The sequence below is a fragment of the Caloranaerobacter ferrireducens genome, assembly GCF_001730685.1.
In the GTDB taxonomy this organism is placed as follows: Bacteria; Bacillota; Clostridia; order Tissierellales; family Thermohalobacteraceae; genus Caloranaerobacter; species Caloranaerobacter ferrireducens.
In genome coordinates, this window is sequence record NZ_MDJR01000007.1 from 26828 (window position 1) to 51578 (window position 24751).

The following is a 24751-nucleotide window of genomic DNA, read 5'->3' on the forward strand; positions in this document are numbered from 1 at the left end:
ATGATAAGAGTAGTTAATGTGAACAAGAGTTTTAAAGACCTTAAAGTATTAAAAAATATATCTTTTAATGTAAATAAAGGAGAAGTAATATCAATAATAGGTCCTTCGGGTTCTGGGAAAAGTACTCTTTTAAGATGTATAAGTCAGCTAGAGGAAATAGATTCTGGATATATAGAAATTGATGGTGTACCAATTACTAAAAATGGATATAAAAAGATAGGTATGGTTTTTCAAAATTTTAATTTATTTCCTCATAAAACTGCACTTGAAAATATTATTGAAGCTCCTATTATAGTAAAAAAAATCAATAAAGATAAAGCAATAAAATTAGGGAAAGAACTGCTTTCAAAAGTAGGTTTACTTGATAAACAAGATTATTATCCGTCTCAGCTTTCAGGTGGACAAAAACAGAGAGTTGCAATTGCTAGGGCATTGGCAATGGAACCTGAAATAATGTTATTTGATGAACCAACTTCGGCTTTAGACCCAGAGCTTGTAGGAGAAGTTCTAAATGTAATTAAGGAACTTGCCAAGGAACATATGACTATGCTTATAGTGACACACGAGATGAGATTTGCAAAAGAAGTTTCAGATAGAGTAATATTTATGGACGAAGGAGAGATCATTGAAGAAGGTGATTCTAAGAAAATATTTGAAAATCCTGAGCATCCTAGAATAAGGTCGTTTTTGAGTAGAATGATATAAATATGACTTCGGGGAAAACCCGAAGTTTTTTGTATGTAAATATTTCTGATATAATATCATTAAAGAGAAGTAAAGGAGTTGAATTTATGATAGATAGATATTTAGAAATACATCCTGAAGTGGAAAAAGCAATAAAAGAAGGAAAACCTGTTGTTGCATTAGAATCTACTATAATATCTCATGGTATGCCTTATCCTCAGAATGTTGAGACTGCAAAGAAGGTAGAAGAAATAGTAAGGCAAAATGGAGCTATTCCTGCAACTATTGGGATAATAAAAGGGAAATTAAAAGTAGGTTTAAATGAAGAAGAGATTGAATACATGGGGAAAGCAAAAAATGTATTGAAAGTAAGCAGAAGAGATATACCTTTTATAATAGCAAAGAAGCTTGATGGAGCTACAACAGTAGCTTCAACTATGATAATTTCTGCATTTGCAGGTATAAGAGTATTTGTTACAGGAGGAATTGGAGGAGTCCATAGAGGAGCACAGGAAACATTTGATATTTCTGCTGACCTTATGGAGCTTGCGAAGACAAATGTAGCAGTGGTTTGTGCTGGAGCGAAATCTATATTAGATATAGGTTTAACTTTGGAATATTTAGAAACTCATGGAGTGCCTGTAGTAGGATATAAGACAAATGAATTCCCAGCTTTTTATACTAGAAAAAGCGGATTTAAAGTTGACTATAGAGTAGATTCTGTAGGTGAATTAGCAAAAATTATTAAGGCAAAATGGGATTTAAATCTAGAAGGTGGTTTAGTCGTTGGCAACCCAATACCTGAAGAATATGAAATGGATTATGATATAATAAATAAAGCAATAGATGATGCTATTATTGAAGCAAATGAAAAAGGAATAAAGGGAAAGGACATAACACCATTTTTACTATCTAAAATAAAACAGATTACTGAAGGAAAAAGTTTAGAATCTAACATTCAGCTAGTTTATAATAATGCAGTAGTTGGTTCAAAACTTGCTGTTGAGCTAAGCAAATTATACAAGGGATAAGTATAATAAATGACCTGCTTTAGGGGTGATTTTTATGAATTATGTAGCAGTATTTAAAGAATTCGGTATGGTAGTTTTAGACATGCCAATTCAAAAATTAGGAATAGCTATATTTATATTTTTATTTACTATAATAATGAGAAATGTTTTTGCAAAATACTTTTTGAGAATAGCTTTAAAGTTCACAAGTAAGACTAAGTCAGAAATTGATGATGATTTAGTTAAAGCTTTTAGCAGTCCGTTAAGGGCATTTATAGTTATATTAGGTACTTATTTTGCACTTAAGTTATTTCCTTTGAGTTTTTCAACTGAACAGTTTATTTCAAAACTATTCCGTTCTTCAATAGTAATAATTATTGCATGGGGATTTTATAACTTAGAAGGCACATATTCAATACTATTCGAATTAATGGGAGATAAATTCAATTTAAAAACTAGCAAAGTATTAAAACCTTTCTTCTCTAAGATAATGAGAGTGATAACAATAGTGCTTACATTAGGGATAGTAGCTGAAGAATTTGATTATGATGTTAGTGGATTTATAGCTGGTTTAGGTATAGGTGGTTTGGCAGTAGCTATGGCTGCTAAGGATTTTCTGTCAAATATTTTTGGTGGAATTGTTATCATTATGGACAAACCATTTGATATTGGTGATTGGATAACGTCATCAGATATAGAGGGTGTTGTAGAAGATATTAGTTTTAGAAGTACTAAAATTAGAACATTCGATAAAGCAATAGTAACAGTTCCAAATTCAATGCTTGTTGGACAGCCGATAATCAATAATTCAAGAAGAGGTATAAGACGTATTACTTTTAAGCTAGGGGTTACATATAGTACCCCAAGAGAAAAATTAGAAAAATGTATAAATAGAATAGAAGAAATGTTAAAAAACCATCCAGGGGTAGATAAAGACACAATATTTGTTAAATTTGATGGGTTTAATGATAGTAGTTTGGATATTTTACTATACTTCTTTACTAATACATCAGAGTGGGCAAGATATTTAGATATTAAACAGGATATTAACTTTAAGATAATGAAAATATTAGAAGAAGAAGGAGTAGAAGTAGCTTTTCCAAGTACAAGTATATATTTTGAAAATGCTTTAAAAACAGAACAATTAAAGGGGGAAATGTAGGGTTTGTTGATAAAGTAAAAAATTATAAATTTTTTATAATCCATAGGAAATTATAAACCTAATTAAGTTGTGGATAATTTTAAATATAATTTCCGTTTATGGATTTCAACAAAATCTACCTTATAAATTAAATCGAAGATTTTGTTCCAAACTTTGAGTTGACAGGGAATAGGAGACAGAAAAAAGAAATTTAAAATTGAAAATGTAAAATGTAGAATTAATATATAATTGACAGTTGATGGTCATTAGAAACAGTAAAGGTACGGATATATATTTAGCATTTAACATTTAAAATTCAACTGTTCAGGAGGATTAGTTATGGGTGTTTTAGATAAAAAACTAGTGCCAATATTATTGTTTTTAGCAGGGGTCATGTTTATTTCAGCAGGTATAATTATGGCAGCTAAACCTAATGTAAAATATATAGACTATACTGATGAAGAAATAAAAAGAAGAGCTAGAGAATTAGGTATGGTAGATATAAAAGAAATTATAGAAAAGAATCAGTCTAAAAATGAAGAGAATAAGGATACTTCAAACAAAACGAAAGAGAAAGAAGAAGTTAAAGAGGAAAAAGATATAGTATTATTTGAAATAAAAAAGGGAGAAACTAGTGAAAGTGTAGTAGAAAGATTATTTAAAGAAGGTTTAATAGCAGATAAAGATGAATTTGCTAAAGTTGTATTTTTAAAGAAAGCTGAAAGACGCTTTAAGTATGGAGTATTTGAATTAAAAAAGGACATGGATTATGAAACTATAATAGATATACTTACAGGAATTAAATGAGAAATACATGAAAAGCCAAGGGTACTTGCCTTTGGCTTAAATTTTAAATTAGAATAGTTATAATAATAGATGGAAATGTTGTTAGTAAAGAAATAAATATATTTGCTATAAGTAGGTGAAAATATGTATATACATTCTTTTGGACCAATAGTTGATGAAAATTGTAAAGTTTTAATATTAGGTTCGATACCAGGAGTGAAATCATTAGAAAAAAATCAGTATTATGGACATCCAAGAAATCAGTTTTGGAAAATAATATATACGATGTTTAATGAAAAAGTAGAAGAAGATTATGATAAAAGAGTAAAGTTTTTATTAACTCATAAAATAGCTTTATGGGATGTAGTTAAGTCTTGTTATAGAGAAGGAAGTTTAGATTCTAATATAAAAATACCAGAAATCAATGATTTTAAGTCACTTTTTTTAAGATATCCTAATATAAAGTTTATATTTTTTAATGGTTCTAAAGCAGAAGAGATTTTTAAAAGAAAAGTTGATAAAGAACTGGTAAAAGAAAAACAATTATTTAGGCTACCATCAACTAGTCCAGCTAGGGCTATTTCTTTTGATGAAAAATTGAAATATTGGATGAAGGTAAAAGAATGTTTAGAAGAATAGTTTGTTATATAAAAAAATAATAGATTATTATAAAAAAACGGTGAGCTATCGCTTACTGTTTTTTTGTTAGTTAAATCTTAACAAAGTTTGCACCAAGTAAGGAGTAGTTTAATACTATCATTCACATATGTTAGAATTAGAGGCAGGATTATGAAATAAACTCTAGAATATAATTAAAAATGTAAATATATACATTGTAAATAGAGGTTATATCAAAGATTAAAAATGAAATTGGGAAATCACTTAAACTTATTTATTAAATTTTTTAGTGAGGATGATTAAGTATAAGGAGAATCGACTTATGTTCAAATATTTAACTATTCCAGTATATAACACTAAAAAGTATATTGAGCAATTAATAAATGATGAATATAAAATTACATATGGAATCGTATTCTTGTTGTTATTAGGGGGTTTATACACAATTACTGTATATGTTGGTTATATAAGAGGATTTGGAGCAGTTGTAGAACCATTTCTATCAATTCCTGCTGAAGAGTATTATTTGTGGGAAACTTTTTTTACTATACCTATTTTTTTCTTAATAGCAATTGTTTTTGCTGGCGTGAGTAGGCTGCTTTCTATTATGTTTCACGGAATTGGTTCATTTGAAAACAATTTTGTGATTTACTGCATTGCTTCGGTTTTACCAACATTGATCACAATGTGGATTCCTGAGACTATGCTAATTATATTTTTTCCAGATATGCGAGCAACTCCTTTAGGGGGGTTCAAAATAATGCCATCATGGATTGATTTAATACGCCAAATAATAGGGGTAATATGGCCTATGATAATTACCATAATTGGCATTAATATTTCAGAAAAAATTGGATGGTTAAAGAGTAGTATTGTTACTGTAGTTTCATTTATTCCGACGGCAGTTCTTATGCTTATATTTATAAGGTGAAATTAATAATAAGAAGGGAAATCAAAAATATTCTTTAATATTAGATAGATTGATTAAAAAAGATTCATAAATATAAAAAGTATAACTTTGGACTTGACATATAACTACAAAAAAGTCAAAGGATTATCTAATTTTTTTATTAGAAGGGGAGTGGAAATGAAAAGGAAAATATTAATTTTAGTATCAATGTTTATGCTTTTAATGACAGGATGTTCAAAAGTAAAATATAAGGAATTGGAGAAAAATTTAGAGGGGAAAATTGACCAAATAGCAAATAAAATCAAAGAAAAAAGTATGGAAAATAGAGAAGAAGTTTTAAAAAACTATTACGAAACAACAGAAACTAAACAAGTACCAGAAGTAATAGCAAAATATATATTACAGGATTCAAAAGAGACTTTTGATAATTTAAAAATAAATATAAATGGAGATATATACAAATTTGAACCATATTATATATCACAAAGGTAATGAATATGATACTCAATTAATATCAAAAAAAGATAAAAAATTTAATGTGTCTATATTAACAAATTTAATAAGAAGAAAAAGAGATGGTACATTTAAAATTTATAGAGAAGTATTCATAACTATAAGAGTTAAAGAAGAAAATAGTAAGTTTTTATTTGATGAAAAAGATTATTTTATAAAATCTAATTATCATCAAATATCAGCAATATATTTAGCAGATAATTATAATGAAAATTGGAGTGATTCTAAAAAATTAAATTGTAGCTATATAGGATACACTGAAGAAGATAAAGATAAAATAATAACAGTAATACGAGCAGAGTATTTAGACGAAGATTTAGCTGTAAAATTTACAATAAACAAAGAAATAAAAGATAATACAATAACAATAACTGCAAAAGAGGTAGACAAAACAGAAATAAAGAGGTAAGAAATTTTTAATAACTTAACAAAAGCGTATATAAAAGTTAAATATTTAATAAAATCATAACTTTGGACATGTGGTCCGAAGTTTTTTTGTATCATAAACTTCCTATTAATCTTAACAAAGTTTGTACAAAAGAAGGAATAGTTTAATAATGTCATTAGTATATATTAGAATTAGAGACAGGATTATAAAAGAAACTCTGTAATATAAATTTAAAAATGCAAAATATACCTTTTAAAATAAATGGGATTATAGAGATAATATTAAAAATTAAAAATGAAATGAGGGGATAGCTTGAACTTATTTATTAAATTTTTTAATGAGGATGATTTAGAAAAAGGAATAGTAAATTATAGGTTAAAACCTATAATTGAAATTAACGAAGGTATTCTATTTATTAATAAAGATGGCATAAATCAGTGTTTAGCAAGTTTTGCACCAAAAAAGTATGGACAAAACAATATTAAAGAATTAAAGATAAAAGATATAGATATTGTTAATGGACGCATAATTATAAAATTCGATATTATTGAAGAATTAAATGTTACTTCAAAAGAAGCCAATGCTCGTGCTTGGCACATTGCAGTAAGAGAGGGGCGTATAAGAAGAGAAGAACTTTTACCTTTAGTATCAATTATTACAGATGACCAGTTAGATGAAATCATATATGGAAAATACAATTTATATACAAGAAAATCAAGAAGTAACATAGAGAGGCTTGAGGAGTTAGAACGAAAGAATGATTGGTTAGGTATATATAAACTATTTGAACCTATAGACCAAATAAAAAATAAATTTAATGATATTTGGAATGATCCAGAAATTTTAAATAGTATATCATTTGCATGCGCAAAATTAGCACAGATAGGCGATGTACCTAGAGATAGGGTAGAAAGAGAAAAATATCTTAAAGAAAAAGCTAAGTATAGAAAAGAAGCTGAATTAATCAGAAAAAGATGTATAGAACTTAACCCTGACAATCCAGCTTATCTATCAAATTTAGGATATCTATATTATCACAATGTTATAGAACTAACTCGAGCTAGAGGTCGTAGAGATGGAAATGTAATTGACGAAATAAATAAAGCTATTGAATATATAGATAAAGCATTAATGATAGATGATACGCGAATTAAAGATCATTATAGGAAAGGTTATTTATTAACAGAAAAATTACCTAAGCAATTGCTTTATGGAGTAGCAGATAGTGATATACAACAAGTTGATAAAAAACGTGATGAGGGGATAGAGGAACTTAAAGCAGCTGTTATTAATTGGGAGAGATTAGATACTTTTATTCCTAGAGAATCATTTGAAAAAAGCAGGTGTAGAAAAGAATATATAAAATCAATATATCACTTAGGAAAAGCTTATTATGATAAGTTTAGTGTAAAGAAATATTGGAAAAGTGTTTATTATTCATTAGTTACAGACAATTCAGATTATTTAGAATTAACATTTAGTGATTATGTTGTTGATAATTTAAAAAAATCTCAAGATTATTTTATTAAATGTTGGAATGTAGAATTAGAAAACGATATAGATATTAGAAATGTAAATGAAATTAATAAAGTGAGCAAAAAATGGGTTTGTAACGCTGTTGATAAGCTTTATAGATTAGGAATTATAAATTTAGATTTTTATTGGGTTATTAAAAATAATTCAAGATATAATGAAGTCACAAAATTGAAGTTTTTAACAGTAGCTGAACAATATTTAAAATCTAGTTTATCAGTTAAATGGAATGACTATAATGAGAGAAAATCTAAAGATTATGTAGCAGAAAAACTAGCTAGAGTCTATATTTCTCGTGGAGATTATAATAAAGCAGTAGATATAATCAAGCAGTATTGCAATAAAAATATTAAGTCGTATATAGCCAATACTTTATCTTTAGCATTATATCTTATGAATAATTATGATAAAGTAGTTAAATATTTGCAAGAACCAGTTAGAGATAGACATAACAAAAATAAAGAACAATCAATAATACTGCTAGGATATGCATATATGAAACTTAATGAATACGATAAAGCTATAAAAACATTTAAACTTCTAAATGAAGAACAATTTGTAAGCTCAACAGCTTCAGAAATATCAGATGCTGCAATAGAGGAATGTATGGAGAAAAGTGAAATTCCGTTCTAAAATCAGTTTAATAAGGTGATGATTGATGAATGTAAGAAAAAATAAAATCATATTGGAAAATAAAGAGTTGATAGATAATTTTTCTATTGTTGATGATAAAAGACAAGTTCCTCTATATATAGAAAAGCTTATATTACATATTTTATTAAAAAATGTTTTTGGAAAAACCTTATTTAGTAATAATATAAATGATTATTTAAAAGAAATACCATCTTATTATCTAATGAAAGTTGCTAACTTGATAGATAGAGAAATGTATGTTTCTAATCAGAAAACGGATTATACGGATAAATATTATCTTTATTTATTGTATTATTTACCATGTAATATATATAAAATTTGGAAACCTTTTTTAGATTTATTATTAAGGTATGAAATGAAAGTTAAATTAAAAGTCTTAGATATAGGCACAGGACCAGGTTCAGTGCCTATAGGTATAATTGAATTTTTTAAAATATTGAGTCGTTCATTTAGTAAATATCGATATTTTATTGAATTTCAATTAGTTGATTCACAAGAAGAATTTCTAAATATTGCAAAATTTATTCTTACAGAAATACAGAAAGATTTACCTCAAAATTTAAAGATAACTTTTAATACTAATAAAATTAATATTGGGGAAGATGATACTATATTTGATTTAGGAGTTTTTGATATTATTACAATGAGTAATTTTTTAAATACAAATGAAATTGGCGATTTATATGATCCACTTAAATTTTTATCTAAAATAAAAGATAATTTATCAGAAGATGGTTCAATAATTATTATTGAACCAGGAGAAAAGAATAGTTGTATACAACTTAAAAATTTGAGAAATGAAGTTATTAACAATAAGATACTTAATATTTTTTCACCCTGTGTACCATTATGGGAAGATAAAGAAACTTATTTATGTAATTGTTTTACTACAGCTAAATTTACATGGAATAAACCTAAAATTATTAAATATTTACATGAATTTGGGCTAAGGAGGAACAAATATAAAGAACACGTTGCATTTAATTATGTAATTTTTAGAAAAGATAATAGAAAGAAATACAGAGCAGATAAAAATAAATTGAATTACACTTTTTTAAGAGAATTATGGGAAACAGATGAAGAAAGAGTTAATATCCGTGGAATTATTAGATTTGTTAGTTTAAACAATAATAAATATACTTTCTCTATTTGTGATGGAACGATTAGTGATTATAATAAATATAACGTATGGATTGACTTTAGTAGTAGCGATGTATTAGAAAAACATAAGCCATTAATTACTAGGATGAATATGGGTGAAAAAATTGTAATAAAAAAAGCGAAGATGATTAGAAAATCTAACAAATCTATAAGATTAATAATAGATGAAAAAAGTAAAATAGATGGATGTTATTAAATTAAAAAAGTTGGTGAAAGCCATGATATTAAGTGCAAGCAGGCGTACAGATATTCCAGCATTTTATGCTGAATGGTTTATGAATAGAATAAAAGAAGGTTACTTTTACAGAGTAAATCCTTTTAATACAAAACAAGTTAAAAAATTCAGATTATCTCCAGATAATATTGATGTGATTGTTTTTTGGACTAAAGATGCAAAAAATTTCATTTCTTATTTAGATGAATTGGATAGAAGAGGATTTAGATATTATTTTCAATATACACTTAATGATTATCCAAAATTGTTTGAGCCCAATTTGGATGATATATCAGAGAGAATAGAAACTTTTAAGAGATTGAGTAATAAAATAGGCAAAGATAAAGTTATTTGGCGATATGATCCAATAATTATAAGTAATATTACGCCAATAGAATATCATCTTGAAAAATTAGATATGCTTGCTAATGAGCTTAGTAATTATACTAATAGAATTATAATTAGTTTTGTTGATTTATATGGAAAAGTAAAAAACAGAATGGATAAGCTTAAGCAAAACAAAGGAATAGAGATACAAGATATTACGATTTATTCTAATAGAGAAAAGTTGATAGATTTTTGCAATAGTATAAAGCGTATAGCATTAAATAATAACTTAGAAATTTATAGCTGCAGTGAAGAAATAGATTTAACTAATATAGGCATAGAACATGGTAAGTGTATAGATGTTAATTTAATTAATAAGCTATTTGACCTATATTTGCCATATAAGAAAGATAAAAATCAACGAAAAGAATGTTTATGTGCTGAAGCTGTCGATTTGGGAATGTATAATACATGTGATCATAGATGTATTTATTGTTATGCTAATATAAGTGATAAAGCAATTATTAATAATATGGCAAAACATGATATAAGTAGCCCAATTCTTATTGGAAAATATGACGGAGTAGTAACAGATGGTGATAATAAAGGTGAGCAGCTAAGTATGTTACAAAAGTATTTGTAAAATAACGAATAAGTAGATTTTAAGAAAAACAGTGAGCAGTTAGCTTACTGTTTTTTCTATTATTATATTTATTTAGCTTAAGCATATAATTAAGTAGATGGAGGTGATAGGGGATTGGGCAAAAATAAATACATAGTTTTTATAATACTCATAGTAATTTTTTTATTATTTATAAAAAGCAATGATGAATTAATAAGTTCAGCAGGATTAAAAAAAGATAGTTTGAAAGAAGTAAATAAATTACATAGAGAATATGAGATATGGGAAGAGAAACAATTAGAAGAACATTATAATTATAAAAATTTAGTAATCCTAGTTGATATAGATAAAAAATATCTATATCTTTATGATGCTGATACAAATAAAGTTATAAAAAAATATGTTGTAGCTACAGGAAAGCCAAGTACTCCAACACCTATAGGCAGTTTTAAGATAATTGAAAAAGCGAAATGGGGTGGAGGATTTGGCTCAAGATGGATGAGAATAAATGTACCATGGGGAAAATATGGGATTCATGGAACGGATAAACCTACATCTATTGGTTATAATGCTTCACATGGATGCGTTAGAATGAGAAATAAAGATATAGAAGAATTATATGGTATTGTTAAGTACAATACACCAGTTATTTTATTTAGTGGTCCATTTGGACCATTCGGTTATGGTTTTAGAATATTAAGACCAGGCGATAGGGGTTCTGATGTACAGGAAGTTCAAAGAAGACTAAAAAGAAAAGGATATTATTATGGACCTATAGACGGAATTTATGGTGATTCGATGAAGTATGCATTATATAGATTTCTTAAAGATAATAAATTACCCAAAGATGACAGAATAGGATATTTAGTATATAAAAAATTGGGTATAATTTTAATGGAATAAACTTAATAAAGGCTTTTTCTATGTTGTAATAAAAGCAAAAACGGACTATAATTTAAACGTGATATTGTATGAAGAAGGGAATGATGAACATGTTTAAAAAAATAATATTACTAGGGGTAGGAGGTTTTATTGGAAGTAACTTAAGATATTGGATAACAGGATGGGTAACAGATATCTTTGGTTCATATTTACCTTATGGAACCCTAGTTGTAAATGGATTGGGTAGCTTTATACTTGGATTTTTGATGATGTATGGTGCTGAGGTTGTAGAAATAGATCCTCAAATACGTTTACTTATCGGAACAGGTATGTTAGGTGCATTAACTACATTTTCTACATTTTCATATGAGACAATTAACTTGTTCAGAGAATCTAGTTATTTTTTAGGTCTATTAAATATTTTCTTAAATATGGGAATAGGTTTAACTTCAGTATGGTTAGGTTTTGTATTAGCTAAATCTCTAATTTAGGGGGATTTTTATGAGAACACAAAGTAAAGGGAAATTGCTTAAAATTTATATTTCTGAATCTGATAAATATAACGGATTATCGCTATATCATTTGATAGTAGAGCAAGCAAAAGAATTAGAAATGGCTGGAATTACAGTATATAGAGGAATAGAGGGATTTGGAGGACATCATAATCTGCATACGACACATATCTTTAGATTATCAGATGATTTACCAATAGTATTAGAAATAATAGATTCAGAAGAAAAAATAGACCAATTCATATCAAACATAGAGCAGTTTATAAATGATGGTTTAATAATAACACAAGAAAATATAAATATGATTAAGTTTAATGATAAAAAATAGCTTTGTTAAAAGTTGCAAGATATTGTTGAATAATGAAGAATTTTTTGTTTAATTTAGCTTGAGCAGGGTATAAGCGTATATAGATATATATTTAATACGCTTTCTAGAGGAGGGGGAACTAATGTTATCAGAAAGATTATTAAAAGAATTAAATGAACAAGTTAAGTACGAGTTGTATTCAGCTCATTATTATTTGGCAATGGCTGCGTATTGTGCGCAGCAAGATTTAGATGGATTTGCTAATTTCTTTAAAGTTCAAGCTGAAGAAGAAAAGTTCCATGCTATGAAGTTTTTTGATTTCATAAATGAAATGGGTGGAAGAGTTACAATGCAAGCACTTGAAGAACCAAAAAATGATTATGAATCATTAGTAGATGTTTTTAAATCTGCTTTAGAACATGAAAAATTTGTAACTAAGAGAATATATAAACTTATGGATATTGCTACTGAAGAAAAAGAACATGCTACAATAAGTTTATTAAAATGGTTTGTAGATGAGCAGATAGAAGAGGAAAATAGTATGAAAGCTATACTTAAAAAATTAGAAAGATTAGGAGACAATAGTCATGGAATTTACATGCTAGATGAAGAACTAGCTCAAAGGACTTTTACTCCGCCAGTTGCATAATGCAAAAAACAAAGGTAGACTTTAAATTTAAAGCCTACCTTTGTTTTTAGTTAATATTATTTAATTATCTAGTTGTAGTTGTTCCACTCATGCTTCTTTGAGCTTGCTCAACTAGTCTCTTAGTCATGTAACCTCCTACGTAACCATTTTGTCTTGCAGTTAGGTTACCTTTATCCATTGAGTCGTAGTTTGATAATCCTAGTTCGTTAGCTATTTCAGCTTTCATTTGATTTAATGCTTGTCGAGCTTCAGGAACTACTATTTTATTTCTTCCTGGTTTTTGATATGCCATCATTTACCCTCCTTAATGTATTTTTTTATTTTTGTTTTATTTTGTTGTACTAATATTATGTGTAATAATACGCTAACTAAACCATGTAATTTTATGCAGCATTACATCAGGATAGTAAATGATGTAGAATATGATTACTATACAAATTAATTCTGCATATTGTATAAATTAAAAAAATATCATTTTTATTCCAAAAAAAATTAAAATAATTCCTCCAAGAAAATCTGCATAATCTCTTATAAATTTGAGTTTTCTAATATGTTTGCTTATAAAAAAAGAAATAGTTGTAAAAATTGAGGTTGTAAAGCCAACAATAATACAATTTTTAAATAGCATTAATTTAGAAGTGAAAACATTAAATATAGAAAAACCTATAACTAAAGCATCTATACTAACAGATACTCCTAATATCAGTATTAAAACATAATGAAGAGAGTTAAATTTATCTTTATTATCAAAACCTTCTTTGAACATTAAAGTACCAACTAGCAATATTATGCTCCCACCGACTAAACTTGGAAGCTTAAAAACATACCTATTAAAGAGGTTTCCCAAATATCCTCCTATGAATGCAAAATAAAACTGAAAAAATCCAAAAATTATTATTGTAAAAAAAACACAATTTTTTTTAATTTTTTTATCTAAACCAAGAGATAATGCTACTCCAAATGCATCTAATGCTAGTGCAACAGATATTAAAAACACGTCAAATATAAGCAAAAATACCCCTCCTGATAGGTTTGAGTTTACGTACATTACATACTTATGTTTAGGATATGTTTAATATTATTGAATATAATTTAAATATATCTAATACAATGTATTAAAAATTAAGGAGATGGTCATATGCTCTCTCCAAGCCTTGAAGATTATTTAGAAGAGGTTTATAGATTATCAAGAAACAAAAAAGAAATAAGAGTTAAGGATATAGCAGATTGTTTAGGAGTTTCAATGCCTTCTGTTGTTAAGGGATTAAAAAAATTACATGACTTGGAATACATAGTGTATAGACCCTATGAGAAAATTTATATCCTTGAAAAAGGAGAAAAAGAGGGAAAGTTTTTAATAGAGAGGAATAGGATATTGCGTGAGTTTGTTGAAATTATCGGGTCGGATTGTGATGTAAAACAAGAAGCAGAGGCTATGGAACACTACTTTACTATTTCTACGATAAAATGCATTGAAAAATTAGTTAAATTTTTTAAGGAGAACAGTGACGTTTACGAAAAATTTAAAAATTATAAAATACAGAGTAGTTTAGAAAATGTCAAAGGAAAGACTGACAGCTAGTAGCAATTAGCTATTCGTCACTCGCCATTCGTTTTTTGAATATCGAAAGGCGAATGACGAATAACAACTATATCTAGTACCTAGTACCAAGTGCCTAGTATCTAGTGTCTAGTACCAAGTACCTAGTACCCAGTACCTATTTTATGATTATAGCTAATAAATTTATAATTAATGTAACTAAAATGGCTATCGAAGTAGTTAGTATAGCAGTAAAAACAGGCCATTTAATGCTATTTGTTTCATTTTTTATAGTTAGTAGAGTTGTTCCACATGGAAAATGTAATAAAGAGAATAACATAAAGTTTAATCCTGTTACCCATGTCCAGCCGTTATTAATTAATAAGTTTCTTAGAGCATCTAAACTATCTAGTTCAATCATAGCTCCTGTAGATAAATAACTCATAATCAGGATTGGAAGCACAATTTCATTTGCAGGTAGACCTAATATAAATGCTAGTAAAATAAAACCATCTAATCCCATTAAATTACCAAGAGGATTTAAAAAGTAAGCAATATGATTTAATAAGCTTATTCCACCAATGTTGATATTAGCAACCAGCCATGTTACAGCTCCTGCTGGTGCGGCTACTAATACTGCTCTTGATAAAACAAACAATGTTCTATCTATTAAGGATCTAATTAATATTCTGCCTATTTGAGGTTTTCTATATGGTGGTAGTTCGAGAGTAAAAGTTGAAGGAATACCTTTTAAAATTGTATTAGACAGTAGCTTTGATACTAATAAAGTTATAAATATACCGATTAGAATAATACCTATTACTGATACTGTTGCAGCAATTGTGCTAAATTTTGGAGAGACTAGTGAACTGAAAAAAATTGTTGATACTGCAATAAGCGTTGGAAATCTGCCATTGCAAGGGACAAAACTATTTGTAATTGTAGCTATCAAACGTTCTCTTGGTGAGTCAATTATTCGAGTTGCTATAACTCCTGCTGCATTACATCCAAACCCCATACTCATTGTTAAAGCCTGTTTTCCATGAGTTCCAGATTTTCTAAAAAAATTATCTAAATTAAAAGCTACTCTAGGTAGATATCCTAGGTCTTCTAATAATGTAAATAGTGGAAAAAATATAGCCATAGGTGGTAGCATTACAGACACTACCCAAGCAAGAGTTCTATACATTCCTAAAACTAATATACCATGCAGCCAATATGGAGCATTAATATACATAAAAAATGCAGTTAGCTTATTTTCTAAACCAAATAATATTTTGCCTAATAACTGTGACGGATAGTTAGCACCTTGTATAGTTATCCAAAAAATTAGACCTAAAAGTAATAGCATGATTGGGTATCCAAAAATTCTAGATGTCAGTATATCATCAATTTTTTTATCCCAATTAATTTTTCTTTTATCTTCAATTGTTAGAACTTCATTTGCTATTTTTTCTGCTTTTTCATATATAGCAGTTACTATGTTGTCACTAATATTTACATCTGTTTTGAGTTTGTTATTTAATATGTTAGAAATTCTACTTGATGCATCTTTAATGGAGTCCATAAATTCACCTCTCTTAATCCGAGTATTTTTTAAGAATATTATCTATAGAATTAGAAATAGCTTTATCTCCATCTATTAGCCTTAATGCAAGCCATCTGGTGTTATATTTTGCACCTAAAGTTTCTGCTAAAATTGGCTCAATCTCTTCAACAATAGATTCAATCTCATCACTATATTTTAATCTATAGGGATTTGCCTTAATATTTCCATTAATCATTTGATAAATTGTTTCTAATAATTTGTCTATACCTTTATTATCTCTTGCAACAGTAGGGATTACTGGTACACCAAGTCTATTTTCTAGTTTTTCTATATCTATTGATATCCCTTTACGTTTTGCTTCATCCATAAGATTAAGGCATACGATAACTCTATCAGTTATTTCCATAACTTGAAGTACGAGATTTAGGTTTCTTTCTAGACAAGTTGCGTCAGTAATTACAATAGTTATATCTGGATTGCCAAAACAAATAAAGTCTCTGGCTATCTCTTCTTCAACTGAGTTAGCTAACAGAGAATAAGTTCCAGGTAAATCTACAAGTAAAAATTCTTTATCTTTATACTTAAATGTTCCTTTAGCATTACTTACTGTTTTTCCAGGCCAATTACCAGTATGCTGATTTAATCCTGTTAAAGTATTAAACAAAGTACTTTTTCCTGTGTTAGGATTACCTGCTAATGCAATTACTATCATATCTTTTTCTTCTTTAACGGTATCGTATTTGTTCTTTAGTAGTGATAAACCTGTTGATTTACTGGTAAGTCCCATTTATTATCCTCCTCAATCTAAAATTTCAACGATTACATTTTCTATTTCTTCTTTTCTTAGAGCAATTATTGCTCCTCTTATGTTATATGCTATCGGATTTCCAGAAGGACTTATTCTTTCAGTTTTAACTATTGTATTTGGTATAAGTCCTAAATCCAGAAGTCTCCTTCTAGGAAGTATATTTTTTGATAACATTTTTATTCTGGCTTTTTTCCCAACAGGAAGCTCATTTAATGGAATTTCATGTTTCCTAATTTTATAACTAACAAATGATTTGCTTACAAGTTCCATAACATCACCTCTCTAGTTAGCTTAGGTTAACTTAAACTAAAAAAAATAATTAGTCTTGGCTAACATTAGATATCAAATAAGTTTCTAATGACATTATATGGGATGGATTAAATATGTGTGACTAGGATAAATGAAGAAGAAAAAGGTTAGTTATGAATAATATAGTTGTATTACAATTAATTATTAACTGTTGTATATTATTTAAAAACAGGAATTATATAGAAGGATTTCCTATGAGAATTATAGAATTTTTATAATCCATAGAAAATTATATACCTTATTAAATTGTGAATAATTTTAAATATAATTTCCGTTTATGGATATAAGCAAAATCTTCCTTATAATTTATTTAAATTGAAGATTTTGTTCTAGAGAACTTTGAATTTTATAAAAGGGGTTTTGCTATGAGTAAGATAAGTAATTGTCTGAGAATGCTAATTCTTTTAAAAAGTAGAGGCAAAATGAAAATAAAAGAGCTAGCTGAAATACTAGAAGTAAGCGAAAGAACAATACGAGAGTATAAAAATGAACTAGAAAAAGCTAGGATATATTTACTAAGTGAACCTGGAAAGAATGGGGGATATTATTTAGATAAAAACTCATTTATTTTTAATTTAGATTTAGAAGAAGCAGAAATTTCTTCTTTTTTAATGGCTAAAGAATTTCTTGAAAAAGAAGATAATTTTATGTTTTTAAAAGAATATGAAAGAGGTTTAGATAAAATTAAGGCTGCTTTAGAAAGAAGATATGACGATAGCGAAAGTCAACATATAATAAAAGTTTCGAGACCCAACATAGATTTAGAAAATGAAAAGAAAAAATATTTGGATATCAGCAGTTCAATAATATCAAGGAATAAGTTAAAAATTAATTATTTTTCAATAAATTCGGGTTTAGCTGAAAGGATTATAAGACCATATACACTTTTTATGTACAAAGGGTTTTGGTATTGTATTGGATATTGTGAGCTAAGAAGAGAGATTAGAGATTTTAAATTATCTAGAATTAAAAGTTATGAATTGCTAAATGATACTTTTGATAAACCAATTGATTTTAAATTAAGTGACTATTTAGGACATAATAGCATTTTTAAGGACAAGCTTTATAGTATAAAACTGAAAATAAAATTTCCTATGTCTATTATAGTCAGTGAAAGGATTTGGAGTGAAAATCAAAAAATAATATTTAACCAAGAAGACAACTCTATTCTATTTGAAGCAACAATGAGTGGTTTGCCAGAGATAAAATCATGGATTTTAAGTATGGGTAGTTGTGTAGAAATATTAGAACCTAAAGAATTGAAAGAAGAAATAAAAGAGGAAGTAAAAAATTTAAAAGATTTATACAAAATTTAATATGTGACAAATATACTTCCACGTATATATGGTAATATTTTCTTAAATAAAAGGGAAGGAGGTGATTTAATGAGGTTAAGCTGCTCTTATGAATGCGATGTTTTACCTTTATCTTACAGAATGATGTTTGTAAGTTTAATAAAAAAATCACTAGAAAAATCAAACAAAGAATATTTTAATACCTTGTATTATTATAAAAACAAATCTAATAAGAAAAGTAAAAATTTCTGTTTTTCAGTGTATTTAAATGATTTTAGTAAAGAAAATGAAAATTTCAAAGTAAATGGGAAAATAATTTTAAACATAAGCTCACCAGATCATGAATTTATGATAAATCTTTATAATGGGTTACTTAAAAATACAGAGTTTGAGTATAAAAGCTATAGACTAAAAAAAGAAAGAGTAAGGCTTATAAGAGAAAAAAGGATATTGAAAGATAAAGCTATTTTTAAAACATTGTCACCAATTTACATAAAAGACAAGGTGGGTAATTCGCTATCACCAGAAGATGAAAGATATGAAGAAAATCTTAATTACATATTAGATTTAACTTTAAGAAATTTTAGAGGATATGGGCTGAAAAGAGAGATAAAATTTAATCCGATTAATCTTACTAAAGTTGTAGTTAAGGAAAAAATAAGAGGCTATATTGAAAAAAATGATAATGATTATTTGTATTTAAATTCATATAAAGGTAGTTTTTATCTCGAAGGGGATGTAGAAGATTTGAATGATATATATATGCTTGGAATTGGTTTCAGAAGGAATCAGGGATTTGGAATGGTGGAGGTGATTTAATCTGAAGTTAAGGTTATATTTGAATGATTGGTTTGTAAACATGGGGATAATAGGTTTTATGAGAATTTTAAAAAAAGCTGGTAGATATAATGAATTAAATATTGAGGACAATTTTATAGAGTTTGATAGTTGTTTATTAGAAAATTTCCACAAATATTATTTTAATTATTTTTTAGAAAGATATGATATTTATAAAAGAGAAAGTAAAAAAGTTGATATTTATTTGCAAATAGGCAAGAAAGAGGAAAAATATAAAGATGCGGTAGAGTGGATTAAAAATGTGGTTGGTAATAACAGAAATAAAGTAAAAGGGAAGTTTGAAGATAAAAGTATAGAATTAAAATTTAATGAATTATATAGTCAATTAGGCAAATTAAAAAAACATATAAATTATAAACAATTAGAGGATTTAGTTGAAGAATTTAAGGTGTTGATGGAAACAGAAGAAGTAAACGAGAAGTTAACGTTAAATTATTTTAGGAGTATATTATCAACACATTTTTTCGGGCAAGCGAGTTTTTTGCAAAAAGGTTGCTCAAGTAAGAGTTTGGTAGAACAAAGTGCTATAATGTTTAAAGATTATATAAAGCCAATATTAGAAGAAGTTAGATTATATAATAAAATAGAAAAAATTAAGGATATTAAAGAATTTGGAGAGTTTATTGACCAAGAATTGAAAAACAAGAATAATTCAAAATTTTATTTAAAAATTCTTAAGTACGTAAAAAAGAATGTTTTAAAGAAAGGAATTGAATTAGAAAAGATAAAAGAATATTTGTTTAATAATTTTGGTCACTGTTCTATATGGGAAGAATATATAGCTTCAACGGATTATACAGAAGCTATTTTTATACCCTTAGCTGTAAGTAATACTAATGCACAGAATTTTATGTGGAATTTAAATACTTCATATCCTATTAGTAATTTAATTAAATTTATTTTGCTTTGTTCACCAGCAGGCACTACAGATATGAAAAATAATTATTTTGGATTTGTAAATATGGATGCTAGTGTAAATGAGTTATATAGAGTGAATGAAAATTTTATGAGCATGAAGGATGAAGAAAATCCTTTTGAAAGTTTAGTTTATGACATACTTAGTGAAGCAACTAAGAAAAGTGTATGGACTTTACAAAATATTTTATTTATAGAATTTAGTGCAAATTATGATGCTAAGAATTGTAATTTAAAATATTTTAATATTCCAAAGAATATTGCTAAATATTTTAAGAATTATAGTAAGAAGGATTTGGTATTAATATATGATAAAAAATTTAAAGGCAATCTTGTAAATTATATTCTGAATAACAAGGATATGAAGTATTTAATACAAGATAAGCTTAGAGAAAATATAAAGAATTCTTATAAGGATTCTTATGATTGTTTTCTTGCAACTAGAGCTAGGTTTACTTTAAAAAAAGTTATTAAGGGGTGTGAGGAAGTGGATAGTAGTAAACTATGGGTAATATATAAGAGCGGTCAAGATTTAAATTCATATTTTAAAGAAAAAGAATCAGAAAACAAAATACAAGGTATTGCATATAGATTGTTAAATGCTAGTAAATCAGGTAATAAAAAAGAATTTATGGATTCATTATTAAGAATATTTATGGCAGCAGGTAAAGAAGTACCAAGTTTATTCTTAAATGTTATGCATGAAAAGGATTTGGATTTTGAAACAGTAGCACATTCTTTTATATCAGGTTTAATTTCTAATAGCAATAGAGAAGTGAAGGGGGATTATTAATATGAAAAGAGGATTAACGGTTACAATTATTTTTCAAGCAAATTCTTTGAATTATGTTGGGAAAATAGGTAATATTATAGAGATAAAAAAATTAAGTAGAAATAATGGGAATACTTATACTTTTGCCTCAAGGCAATGTTTGAGATATGATATTGTAAGACTTGGTAATGAGTTATTCAATTGGAAATTAGGTACTGTTTGTAAAAATGGTACTATTCAATTTACAAAAGATACTACTATAGATAAATCGGAAGAAGTAGATTTATTTGGGTATATGATAACTGAAAGTAAATCTAGTGCTATTACTCGTCCAGCAACAGTTAGGTTGAGTCATGCAATTTCAATAGAGCCATATAGGAGCGATATGGAATTTTTAACTAGCAAAGGGTTGGCAGATAGAATAGGTGAACATCCTGATCCAGTAAATATAGAGCAGCATCAGAGTTTTTATACTTATACTGTAACTATTGATTTAGAGAAAATTGGCGTAGATAAAAAAACAAATTCAGATGAATATATAGTTTTAGATAATAAAGAAAGAGCTAAAAGAGTTAATCAGTTACTAACAATTTTAAAAGTATTAAATAGAAACATAAGAGGTAGACAAGAAAATCTATCACCATTATTTATAATAGGAGGAGTTTATGATATACCTAATCCATTTTTCCAAGGAAGAGTAGATTTGTTAACAAAAGGAGGAAAATATTATATTAATACAGATTCTATAAAAGATACTTTAGAATTAACTTTGTTTGATAAATCTATAAAAGAAAATACTTATATAGGATTAGTGAGTGGGATATTTGAGAATAAAGGTGAAATAGAAAAAATATTACCAGATAGAGTTTTATCAATAGAAGAGTTCTTTAAAGTATTACAAAATGAAGTAAAAAGGGTGTATGGGGTATAAGCTATGAGAGTGTTAAAATTGAAATTATTCCAGGAAACAGCTTGTTATAAAAAGCCTTTTGCTTTCAAAACTTGGGAAACACATCCTTTACCACCTTATTCTACAGTAATAGGAATGCTTCATAGTATTTTAAATGCAGAAGAATATATTTCTATGAGTATAAGTGTTCAGGGTAATTATGAAAGTAAATTCACAAACTTTCAAAGTATATATTTTTACAAACCAAAAGAAATAACTAAAATGCCTCTTAATATTCATCTTTTATACAATGTAAATCTAATTATTCATGTTAGAGCTGAAAATGAAATATTAGAGGAAATAGTTTTTGGTATTAAAAACTTAAATGAACATTTATCTTTAGGTAGAAAAGAAGATTTGGTTAGAATTGATGAAGTGAAATTTGTTGAAGTAAAAGAAATAGATATTGATGAATTGGATGACGGAAGAAAAATAGAGTGTCCAATATATATTCCTATTGAACAATTACCTGAAGATGTATGGGGTATAAGCTATAGGCTAAATTGGAAGTATAAAGTTATAAATGGATTAAGACAATGGGAAAAAATAAATGTGAAATATGTGGAAAGTGGTGAAATTATTAGTTATGATAACTTTTTACAAGATGAAGAGGGTGATTTAATTTATTTTAATACCCCACTATAATGTGGGGTATTTTTTGGAGGGATCTATAATGATTTATGCAAAATCAGAACCAGTAGAAGGTTTAAAAGAGCATACAGATAGGCTAATAAGAAATTATGAGAATCTAAAGAAATTATATAGTGATAAATTGAATAATGAAATAATGTGGAAACTCTTATTAATTGCTGTTAAATATCATGATGTAGGTAAGGTATATTCACCATTTCAAAATGTAATAAGAAAAAAGATAGGATTACAGCTTTTATCTGAACCTATTTCATATGATATACCTCATAATTATTTATCACCTGCTTTTATTCCATATAATAAACTTAATATTAATAAAGATGAAATGAAGATATTAATACAATCTATTGGGTATCATCATGAAAGGGATAAGGAAATTGATATAGATAAAATCAAGGAAATAATAGATAAAGATTTAAAAAAATCGATAAAAGTATTAAAAACTGAATTGGATATTGAAATTGCTGACAAGATAGGGACTAAATATGTATCAAAATTAATAAAAAGAATAAAAACAGATGATAATTTTTATTATTTGTATGTTTTAGTAAAGGGATTATTACATAGAATAGATCATTCTTCATCTGCTCATCAAGATGTAGAAGTTGATAGGCATAAGAATGTTGGGGAATATACTTTGAGATACATGAAGAGTAAGAAATTTAGTTTAAGGGATTTACAAAAATTTGCATTAAAAAATAAGGATAGAAATTTAATAATTATAGCTTCAACTGGTATTGGAAAAACTGAATCTGCTCTTTTATGGATAGATAATGACAAAGCCTTTTTTACACTTCCTTTAAGAGTAAGTATTAATGCATTGTTCGATAGAGTTAGGAAGGATATTGGATATAGTTATGTTGGATTATTGCATTCAAGTAGTTTAGATTATCTTGATGAATCAGGATACGAAAATTGGGAAGAAATATATGAACAATCAAAGATGCTTTCAAGTAAATTGAATTTTTCTACGATAGACCAGGTTTTAAAATTTCCATTTAAATATAGAGGGTATGAAAAAATATATGCAACAATGGCTTATTCAAAGGTAGTAATAGATGAAATACAAGCATATAAGCCAAGTATAGCTGCAGTTATATTAAAAGGTTTAGAAATGATATATAAAATAGGCGGAAAATTTATGATTATGACAGCTACTCTTCCCACAATATATATAGATTATCTGAGAAATAGAGGGATAATACAAGAAAAAGATCTTGTAATTAGAGAATTTCTAAGTAGTAAAATAAGACATAAGATAAGTGTGAAAGAAAAAGCAATTTATGAAGATATTGATGAGATTATTGAGAAAGGGAAAAATAGTAAGGTAATAGTGATAGTAAATACGGTAGATAGAGCTATAGAAATATATGATTATATATGTAGAAGAAAAGGTAAATTACAGAAAATATATTTATTACATTCTATGTTTATACAAGAACATAGAGCTAAATTAGAAGATGAAATAAAAGATTTTGCAAAAGATAAAAACTTAAAAGGGATATGGATTACAACTCAGCTTGTAGAAGCATCTATAGATGTGGATTTTGATTATTTATTTACAGAATTGTCAACATTAGATAGTTTGTTCCAAAGATTAGGAAGGTGTTATAGAAAAAGAGAATATGATATGAATGAACCAAATGTTTATATTTATACAAAAGATGTTAAAGGTATAGGAAGCATTTATGATAAGGATATTTTTGAATTAAGCTATAAAAAGATAAAAAAATATAATATGAAAAAATTGACTGAAAAAGACAAGGTAAAAATGGTTGAAGAATTATATTCTAGAGAAAGTCTTCAGAGTACAGAGTTTGTAAAAGAATTCGAAAAAGCTTTAACTTTTTTAGATAATATAGATGATTATGATATTAATTCAAAAGAAGCTCAGAAAATACTTAGAGATATACAGAGTGTGACAGTTGTTCCTAGAGAAATATATGATAACATACAAGATTTAATTAATCAGTTTAAAAACGAAAAAAATAGAGATAAAAAAAGAGAGATTAGAAGAAAGATTATGAGAAAGACAGTAAGTATTCCGATCTATAAAGCAAAAGGCAAAGTAACTAAAGTAAATATAAAAGGATTAGAATATATAGGAATATTAGAGAGAAAGTATGAGTTTGATGAAAAAAAGATATGCGGTAAAGGTATACTTATAGAACAAGAGCTTGCAAATATATTGTAA

At 27.0% G+C, this 24751-nt stretch carries 27 protein-coding genes; 22 read left to right on the forward strand and 5 right to left on the reverse strand.

All coding sequences use genetic code 11. The annotated features are described in order from the left end of the window. The 15 genes from BFN48_RS10045 to BFN48_RS10115 all read left to right on the forward strand — a co-directional run bounded on the left by BFN48_RS10045 (nucleotide 1) and on the right by BFN48_RS10115 (nucleotide 12911). Nucleotides 1-705, forward strand: coding sequence for an amino acid ABC transporter ATP-binding protein (locus BFN48_RS10045; protein ID WP_069650775.1), 705 nt, complete (start codon nucleotides 1-3; stop codon nucleotides 703-705). Nucleotides 706-791: 86 nt separating this feature from the next. Next, nucleotides 792-1715 carry a pseudouridine-5'-phosphate glycosidase gene (locus BFN48_RS10050; RefSeq protein WP_069650776.1) on the forward strand — a complete coding sequence of 308 codons (924 nt, stop codon included), beginning with the start codon at nucleotides 792-794 and terminating at the stop codon, nucleotides 1713-1715. A gap of 34 nt (nucleotides 1716-1749) precedes the next feature. Beyond that, nucleotides 1750-2856: a mechanosensitive ion channel family protein gene (locus tag BFN48_RS10055; RefSeq protein ID WP_069650777.1), complete on the forward strand. Its 1107-nt coding sequence runs from the start codon at nucleotides 1750-1752 to the stop codon at nucleotides 2854-2856. A 318-nt stretch (nucleotides 2857-3174) separates the two neighbouring features. Beyond that, a complete protein-coding gene (locus tag BFN48_RS10060; protein WP_069650778.1) occupies nucleotides 3175-3642 on the forward strand; it encodes an endolytic transglycosylase MltG in 468 nt (155 codons plus the stop codon). 123 nt (nucleotides 3643-3765) lie between these two features. Next, complete coding sequence (locus BFN48_RS10065) at nucleotides 3766-4260, forward strand: DNA-deoxyinosine glycosylase (protein WP_069650779.1); 495 nt, start codon at nucleotides 3766-3768, stop codon at nucleotides 4258-4260. Between the two features lie 301 nt (nucleotides 4261-4561). Continuing rightward, complete coding sequence (locus BFN48_RS10070) at nucleotides 4562-5170, forward strand: YIP1 family protein (protein WP_069650780.1); 609 nt, start codon at nucleotides 4562-4564, stop codon at nucleotides 5168-5170. Between the two features lie 156 nt (nucleotides 5171-5326). Continuing rightward, nucleotides 5327-5641, forward strand: a complete 315-nt coding sequence (locus tag BFN48_RS10075) for a hypothetical protein (protein WP_069650781.1) — start codon at nucleotides 5327-5329, stop codon at nucleotides 5639-5641. Continuing rightward, entirely contained in the window at nucleotides 5613-6071 is a 459-nt protein-coding gene (locus BFN48_RS10080; protein ID WP_069650782.1) for a hypothetical protein, read from the forward strand. The genes BFN48_RS10075 and BFN48_RS10080 overlap by 29 nt, the downstream gene beginning before the upstream one ends. Before the next feature lie 291 nt (nucleotides 6072-6362). Beyond that, nucleotides 6363-8216, forward strand: coding sequence for a tetratricopeptide repeat protein (locus BFN48_RS10085; RefSeq protein ID WP_069650783.1), 1854 nt, complete (start codon nucleotides 6363-6365; stop codon nucleotides 8214-8216). A gap of 25 nt (nucleotides 8217-8241) precedes the next feature. After that, on the forward strand, nucleotides 8242-9594 hold the full coding sequence (locus BFN48_RS10090) for a methyltransferase domain-containing protein (protein WP_069650784.1): 1353 nt from the start codon (nucleotides 8242-8244) through the stop codon (nucleotides 9592-9594). Further along, the gene (locus BFN48_RS10095) at nucleotides 9581-10582 is read left to right on the forward strand and encodes a DUF1848 domain-containing protein (protein WP_242863259.1); all 1002 of its coding nucleotides are present in this window, start codon (nucleotides 9581-9583) and stop codon (nucleotides 10580-10582) included. The genes BFN48_RS10090 and BFN48_RS10095 overlap by 14 nt, the downstream gene beginning before the upstream one ends. A 114-nt stretch (nucleotides 10583-10696) precedes the next feature. Further along, nucleotides 10697-11464, forward strand: a complete 768-nt coding sequence (locus tag BFN48_RS10100) for a L,D-transpeptidase family protein (protein WP_207644727.1) — start codon at nucleotides 10697-10699, stop codon at nucleotides 11462-11464. An 83-nt stretch (nucleotides 11465-11547) separates the two neighbouring features. After that, nucleotides 11548-11934, forward strand: a complete 387-nt coding sequence (gene crcB, locus BFN48_RS10105; RefSeq protein ID WP_242863260.1) for a fluoride efflux transporter CrcB — start codon at nucleotides 11548-11550, stop codon at nucleotides 11932-11934. Nucleotides 11935-11944: 10 nt separating this feature from the next. Then, entirely contained in the window at nucleotides 11945-12283 is a 339-nt protein-coding gene (locus BFN48_RS10110; RefSeq protein ID WP_069650786.1) for a DUF190 domain-containing protein, read from the forward strand. Nucleotides 12284-12404: 121 nt separating this feature from the next. Next, the gene (locus BFN48_RS10115; protein ID WP_069650787.1) at nucleotides 12405-12911 is read left to right on the forward strand and encodes a ferritin; all 507 of its coding nucleotides are present in this window, start codon (nucleotides 12405-12407) and stop codon (nucleotides 12909-12911) included. Between the two features lie 64 nt (nucleotides 12912-12975). On the opposite strand, the gene BFN48_RS10120 is transcribed toward BFN48_RS10115, so the two are convergent. Next, a complete protein-coding gene (locus BFN48_RS10120; RefSeq protein WP_069650788.1) occupies nucleotides 12976-13203 on the reverse strand; it encodes an alpha/beta-type small acid-soluble spore protein in 228 nt (75 codons plus the stop codon). 168 nt (nucleotides 13204-13371) lie between these two features. Continuing rightward, the gene (locus BFN48_RS10125; protein WP_069650789.1) at nucleotides 13372-13923 is read right to left on the reverse strand and encodes a manganese efflux pump MntP; all 552 of its coding nucleotides are present in this window, start codon (nucleotides 13921-13923) and stop codon (nucleotides 13372-13374) included. A gap of 126 nt (nucleotides 13924-14049) precedes the next feature. Between BFN48_RS10125 and BFN48_RS10130 the strand changes: the two genes are divergently transcribed. After that, a complete protein-coding gene (locus BFN48_RS10130; RefSeq protein ID WP_069650790.1) occupies nucleotides 14050-14493 on the forward strand; it encodes a metal-dependent transcriptional regulator in 444 nt (147 codons plus the stop codon). A 136-nt stretch (nucleotides 14494-14629) separates the two neighbouring features. Here the strand turns inward: BFN48_RS10130 and BFN48_RS12825 are convergent, their stop codons facing one another. From BFN48_RS12825 to BFN48_RS10145, 3 genes are read right to left on the reverse strand one after another with little or no spacing between them, the layout of a single operon-like run. Beyond that, nucleotides 14630-16018, reverse strand: a complete 1389-nt coding sequence (locus BFN48_RS12825; RefSeq protein ID WP_069650791.1) for a nucleoside recognition domain-containing protein — start codon at nucleotides 16016-16018, stop codon at nucleotides 14630-14632. Between the two features lie 13 nt (nucleotides 16019-16031). Continuing rightward, on the reverse strand, nucleotides 16032-16787 hold the full coding sequence (locus BFN48_RS12830) for a FeoB small GTPase domain-containing protein (RefSeq protein WP_069650792.1): 756 nt from the start codon (nucleotides 16785-16787) through the stop codon (nucleotides 16032-16034). Nucleotides 16788-16799: 12 nt separating this feature from the next. Beyond that, nucleotides 16800-17078 (reverse strand): FeoA family protein, encoded by a 279-nt coding sequence (locus tag BFN48_RS10145; RefSeq protein ID WP_054871493.1) that lies wholly within the window; start codon nucleotides 17076-17078, stop codon nucleotides 16800-16802. A 404-nt stretch (nucleotides 17079-17482) separates the two neighbouring features. On the opposite strand from BFN48_RS10145, the gene BFN48_RS10150 reads away from it, so the two are divergent. From BFN48_RS10150 to BFN48_RS10175, 6 genes are all read left to right on the forward strand, one after another. Further along, complete coding sequence (locus BFN48_RS10150; protein ID WP_069650793.1) at nucleotides 17483-18433, forward strand: helix-turn-helix transcriptional regulator; 951 nt, start codon at nucleotides 17483-17485, stop codon at nucleotides 18431-18433. A 69-nt stretch (nucleotides 18434-18502) separates the two neighbouring features. Beyond that, complete coding sequence (gene cas6, locus BFN48_RS10155) at nucleotides 18503-19231, forward strand: CRISPR-associated endoribonuclease Cas6 (protein ID WP_069650794.1); 729 nt, start codon at nucleotides 18503-18505, stop codon at nucleotides 19229-19231. A gap of 58 nt (nucleotides 19232-19289) precedes the next feature. Continuing rightward, nucleotides 19290-20978, forward strand: a complete 1689-nt coding sequence (gene cas8a1, locus BFN48_RS10160) for a type I-B CRISPR-associated protein Cas8b1/Cst1 (RefSeq protein ID WP_176718864.1) — start codon at nucleotides 19290-19292, stop codon at nucleotides 20976-20978. A gap of 1 nt (nucleotide 20979) precedes the next feature. Then, nucleotides 20980-21888 carry a type I-B CRISPR-associated protein Cas7/Cst2/DevR gene (gene cas7i, locus BFN48_RS10165; RefSeq protein ID WP_069650796.1) on the forward strand — a complete coding sequence of 303 codons (909 nt, stop codon included), beginning with the start codon at nucleotides 20980-20982 and terminating at the stop codon, nucleotides 21886-21888. 3 nt (nucleotides 21889-21891) lie between these two features. After that, nucleotides 21892-22551 (forward strand): type I-B CRISPR-associated protein Cas5b, encoded by a 660-nt coding sequence (gene cas5b / locus BFN48_RS10170; protein WP_069650797.1) that lies wholly within the window; start codon nucleotides 21892-21894, stop codon nucleotides 22549-22551. Between the two features lie 28 nt (nucleotides 22552-22579). Further along, nucleotides 22580-24751: a CRISPR-associated helicase/endonuclease Cas3 gene (locus BFN48_RS10175; protein WP_083238894.1), complete on the forward strand. Its 2172-nt coding sequence runs from the start codon at nucleotides 22580-22582 to the stop codon at nucleotides 24749-24751.

What these genes read in the sequence shown, in the direction of transcription:
- BFN48_RS10050 (WP_069650776.1), top strand. Translation starts at nt 792, where the DNA reads ATGATAGATAGATATTTAGAAATACATCCTGAAGTGGAAAAAGCAATA.
- BFN48_RS10145 (WP_054871493.1), bottom strand. Translation starts at nt 17,078, where the DNA reads ATGGAACTTGTAAGCAAATCATTTGTTAGTTATAAAATTAGGAAACAT.
- BFN48_RS12830 (WP_069650792.1), bottom strand. Translation starts at nt 16,787, where the DNA reads ATGGGACTTACCAGTAAATCAACAGGTTTATCACTACTAAAGAACAAA.
- BFN48_RS10115 (WP_069650787.1), top strand. Translation starts at nt 12,405, where the DNA reads ATGTTATCAGAAAGATTATTAAAAGAATTAAATGAACAAGTTAAGTAC.
- cas5b (WP_069650797.1), top strand. Translation starts at nt 21,892, where the DNA reads ATGAGAGTGTTAAAATTGAAATTATTCCAGGAAACAGCTTGTTATAAA.
- cas7i (WP_069650796.1), top strand. Translation starts at nt 20,980, where the DNA reads ATGAAAAGAGGATTAACGGTTACAATTATTTTTCAAGCAAATTCTTTG.
- BFN48_RS10130 (WP_069650790.1), top strand. Translation starts at nt 14,050, where the DNA reads ATGCTCTCTCCAAGCCTTGAAGATTATTTAGAAGAGGTTTATAGATTA.
- BFN48_RS10120 (WP_069650788.1), bottom strand. Translation starts at nt 13,203, where the DNA reads ATGGCATATCAAAAACCAGGAAGAAATAAAATAGTAGTTCCTGAAGCT.
- crcB (WP_242863260.1), top strand. Translation starts at nt 11,548, where the DNA reads ATGAACATGTTTAAAAAAATAATATTACTAGGGGTAGGAGGTTTTATT.
- BFN48_RS10090 (WP_069650784.1), top strand. Translation starts at nt 8,242, where the DNA reads ATGAATGTAAGAAAAAATAAAATCATATTGGAAAATAAAGAGTTGATA.
- BFN48_RS10175 (WP_083238894.1), top strand. Translation starts at nt 22,580, where the DNA reads ATGATTTATGCAAAATCAGAACCAGTAGAAGGTTTAAAAGAGCATACA.
- BFN48_RS10045 (WP_069650775.1), top strand. Translation starts at nt 1, where the DNA reads ATGATAAGAGTAGTTAATGTGAACAAGAGTTTTAAAGACCTTAAAGTA.
- BFN48_RS10150 (WP_069650793.1), top strand. Translation starts at nt 17,483, where the DNA reads ATGAGTAAGATAAGTAATTGTCTGAGAATGCTAATTCTTTTAAAAAGT.
- BFN48_RS10095 (WP_242863259.1), top strand. Translation starts at nt 9,581, where the DNA reads ATGGATGTTATTAAATTAAAAAAGTTGGTGAAAGCCATGATATTAAGT.
- BFN48_RS12825 (WP_069650791.1), bottom strand. Translation starts at nt 16,018, where the DNA reads ATGGACTCCATTAAAGATGCATCAAGTAGAATTTCTAACATATTAAAT.
- BFN48_RS10065 (WP_069650779.1), top strand. Translation starts at nt 3,766, where the DNA reads ATGTATATACATTCTTTTGGACCAATAGTTGATGAAAATTGTAAAGTT.
- BFN48_RS10055 (WP_069650777.1), top strand. Translation starts at nt 1,750, where the DNA reads ATGAATTATGTAGCAGTATTTAAAGAATTCGGTATGGTAGTTTTAGAC.
- BFN48_RS10075 (WP_069650781.1), top strand. Translation starts at nt 5,327, where the DNA reads ATGAAAAGGAAAATATTAATTTTAGTATCAATGTTTATGCTTTTAATG.
- BFN48_RS10060 (WP_069650778.1), top strand. Translation starts at nt 3,175, where the DNA reads ATGGGTGTTTTAGATAAAAAACTAGTGCCAATATTATTGTTTTTAGCA.
- BFN48_RS10070 (WP_069650780.1), top strand. Translation starts at nt 4,562, where the DNA reads ATGTTCAAATATTTAACTATTCCAGTATATAACACTAAAAAGTATATT.
- cas6 (WP_069650794.1), top strand. Translation starts at nt 18,503, where the DNA reads ATGAGGTTAAGCTGCTCTTATGAATGCGATGTTTTACCTTTATCTTAC.
- cas8a1 (WP_176718864.1), top strand. Translation starts at nt 19,290, where the DNA reads ATGAGAATTTTAAAAAAAGCTGGTAGATATAATGAATTAAATATTGAG.
- BFN48_RS10110 (WP_069650786.1), top strand. Translation starts at nt 11,945, where the DNA reads ATGAGAACACAAAGTAAAGGGAAATTGCTTAAAATTTATATTTCTGAA.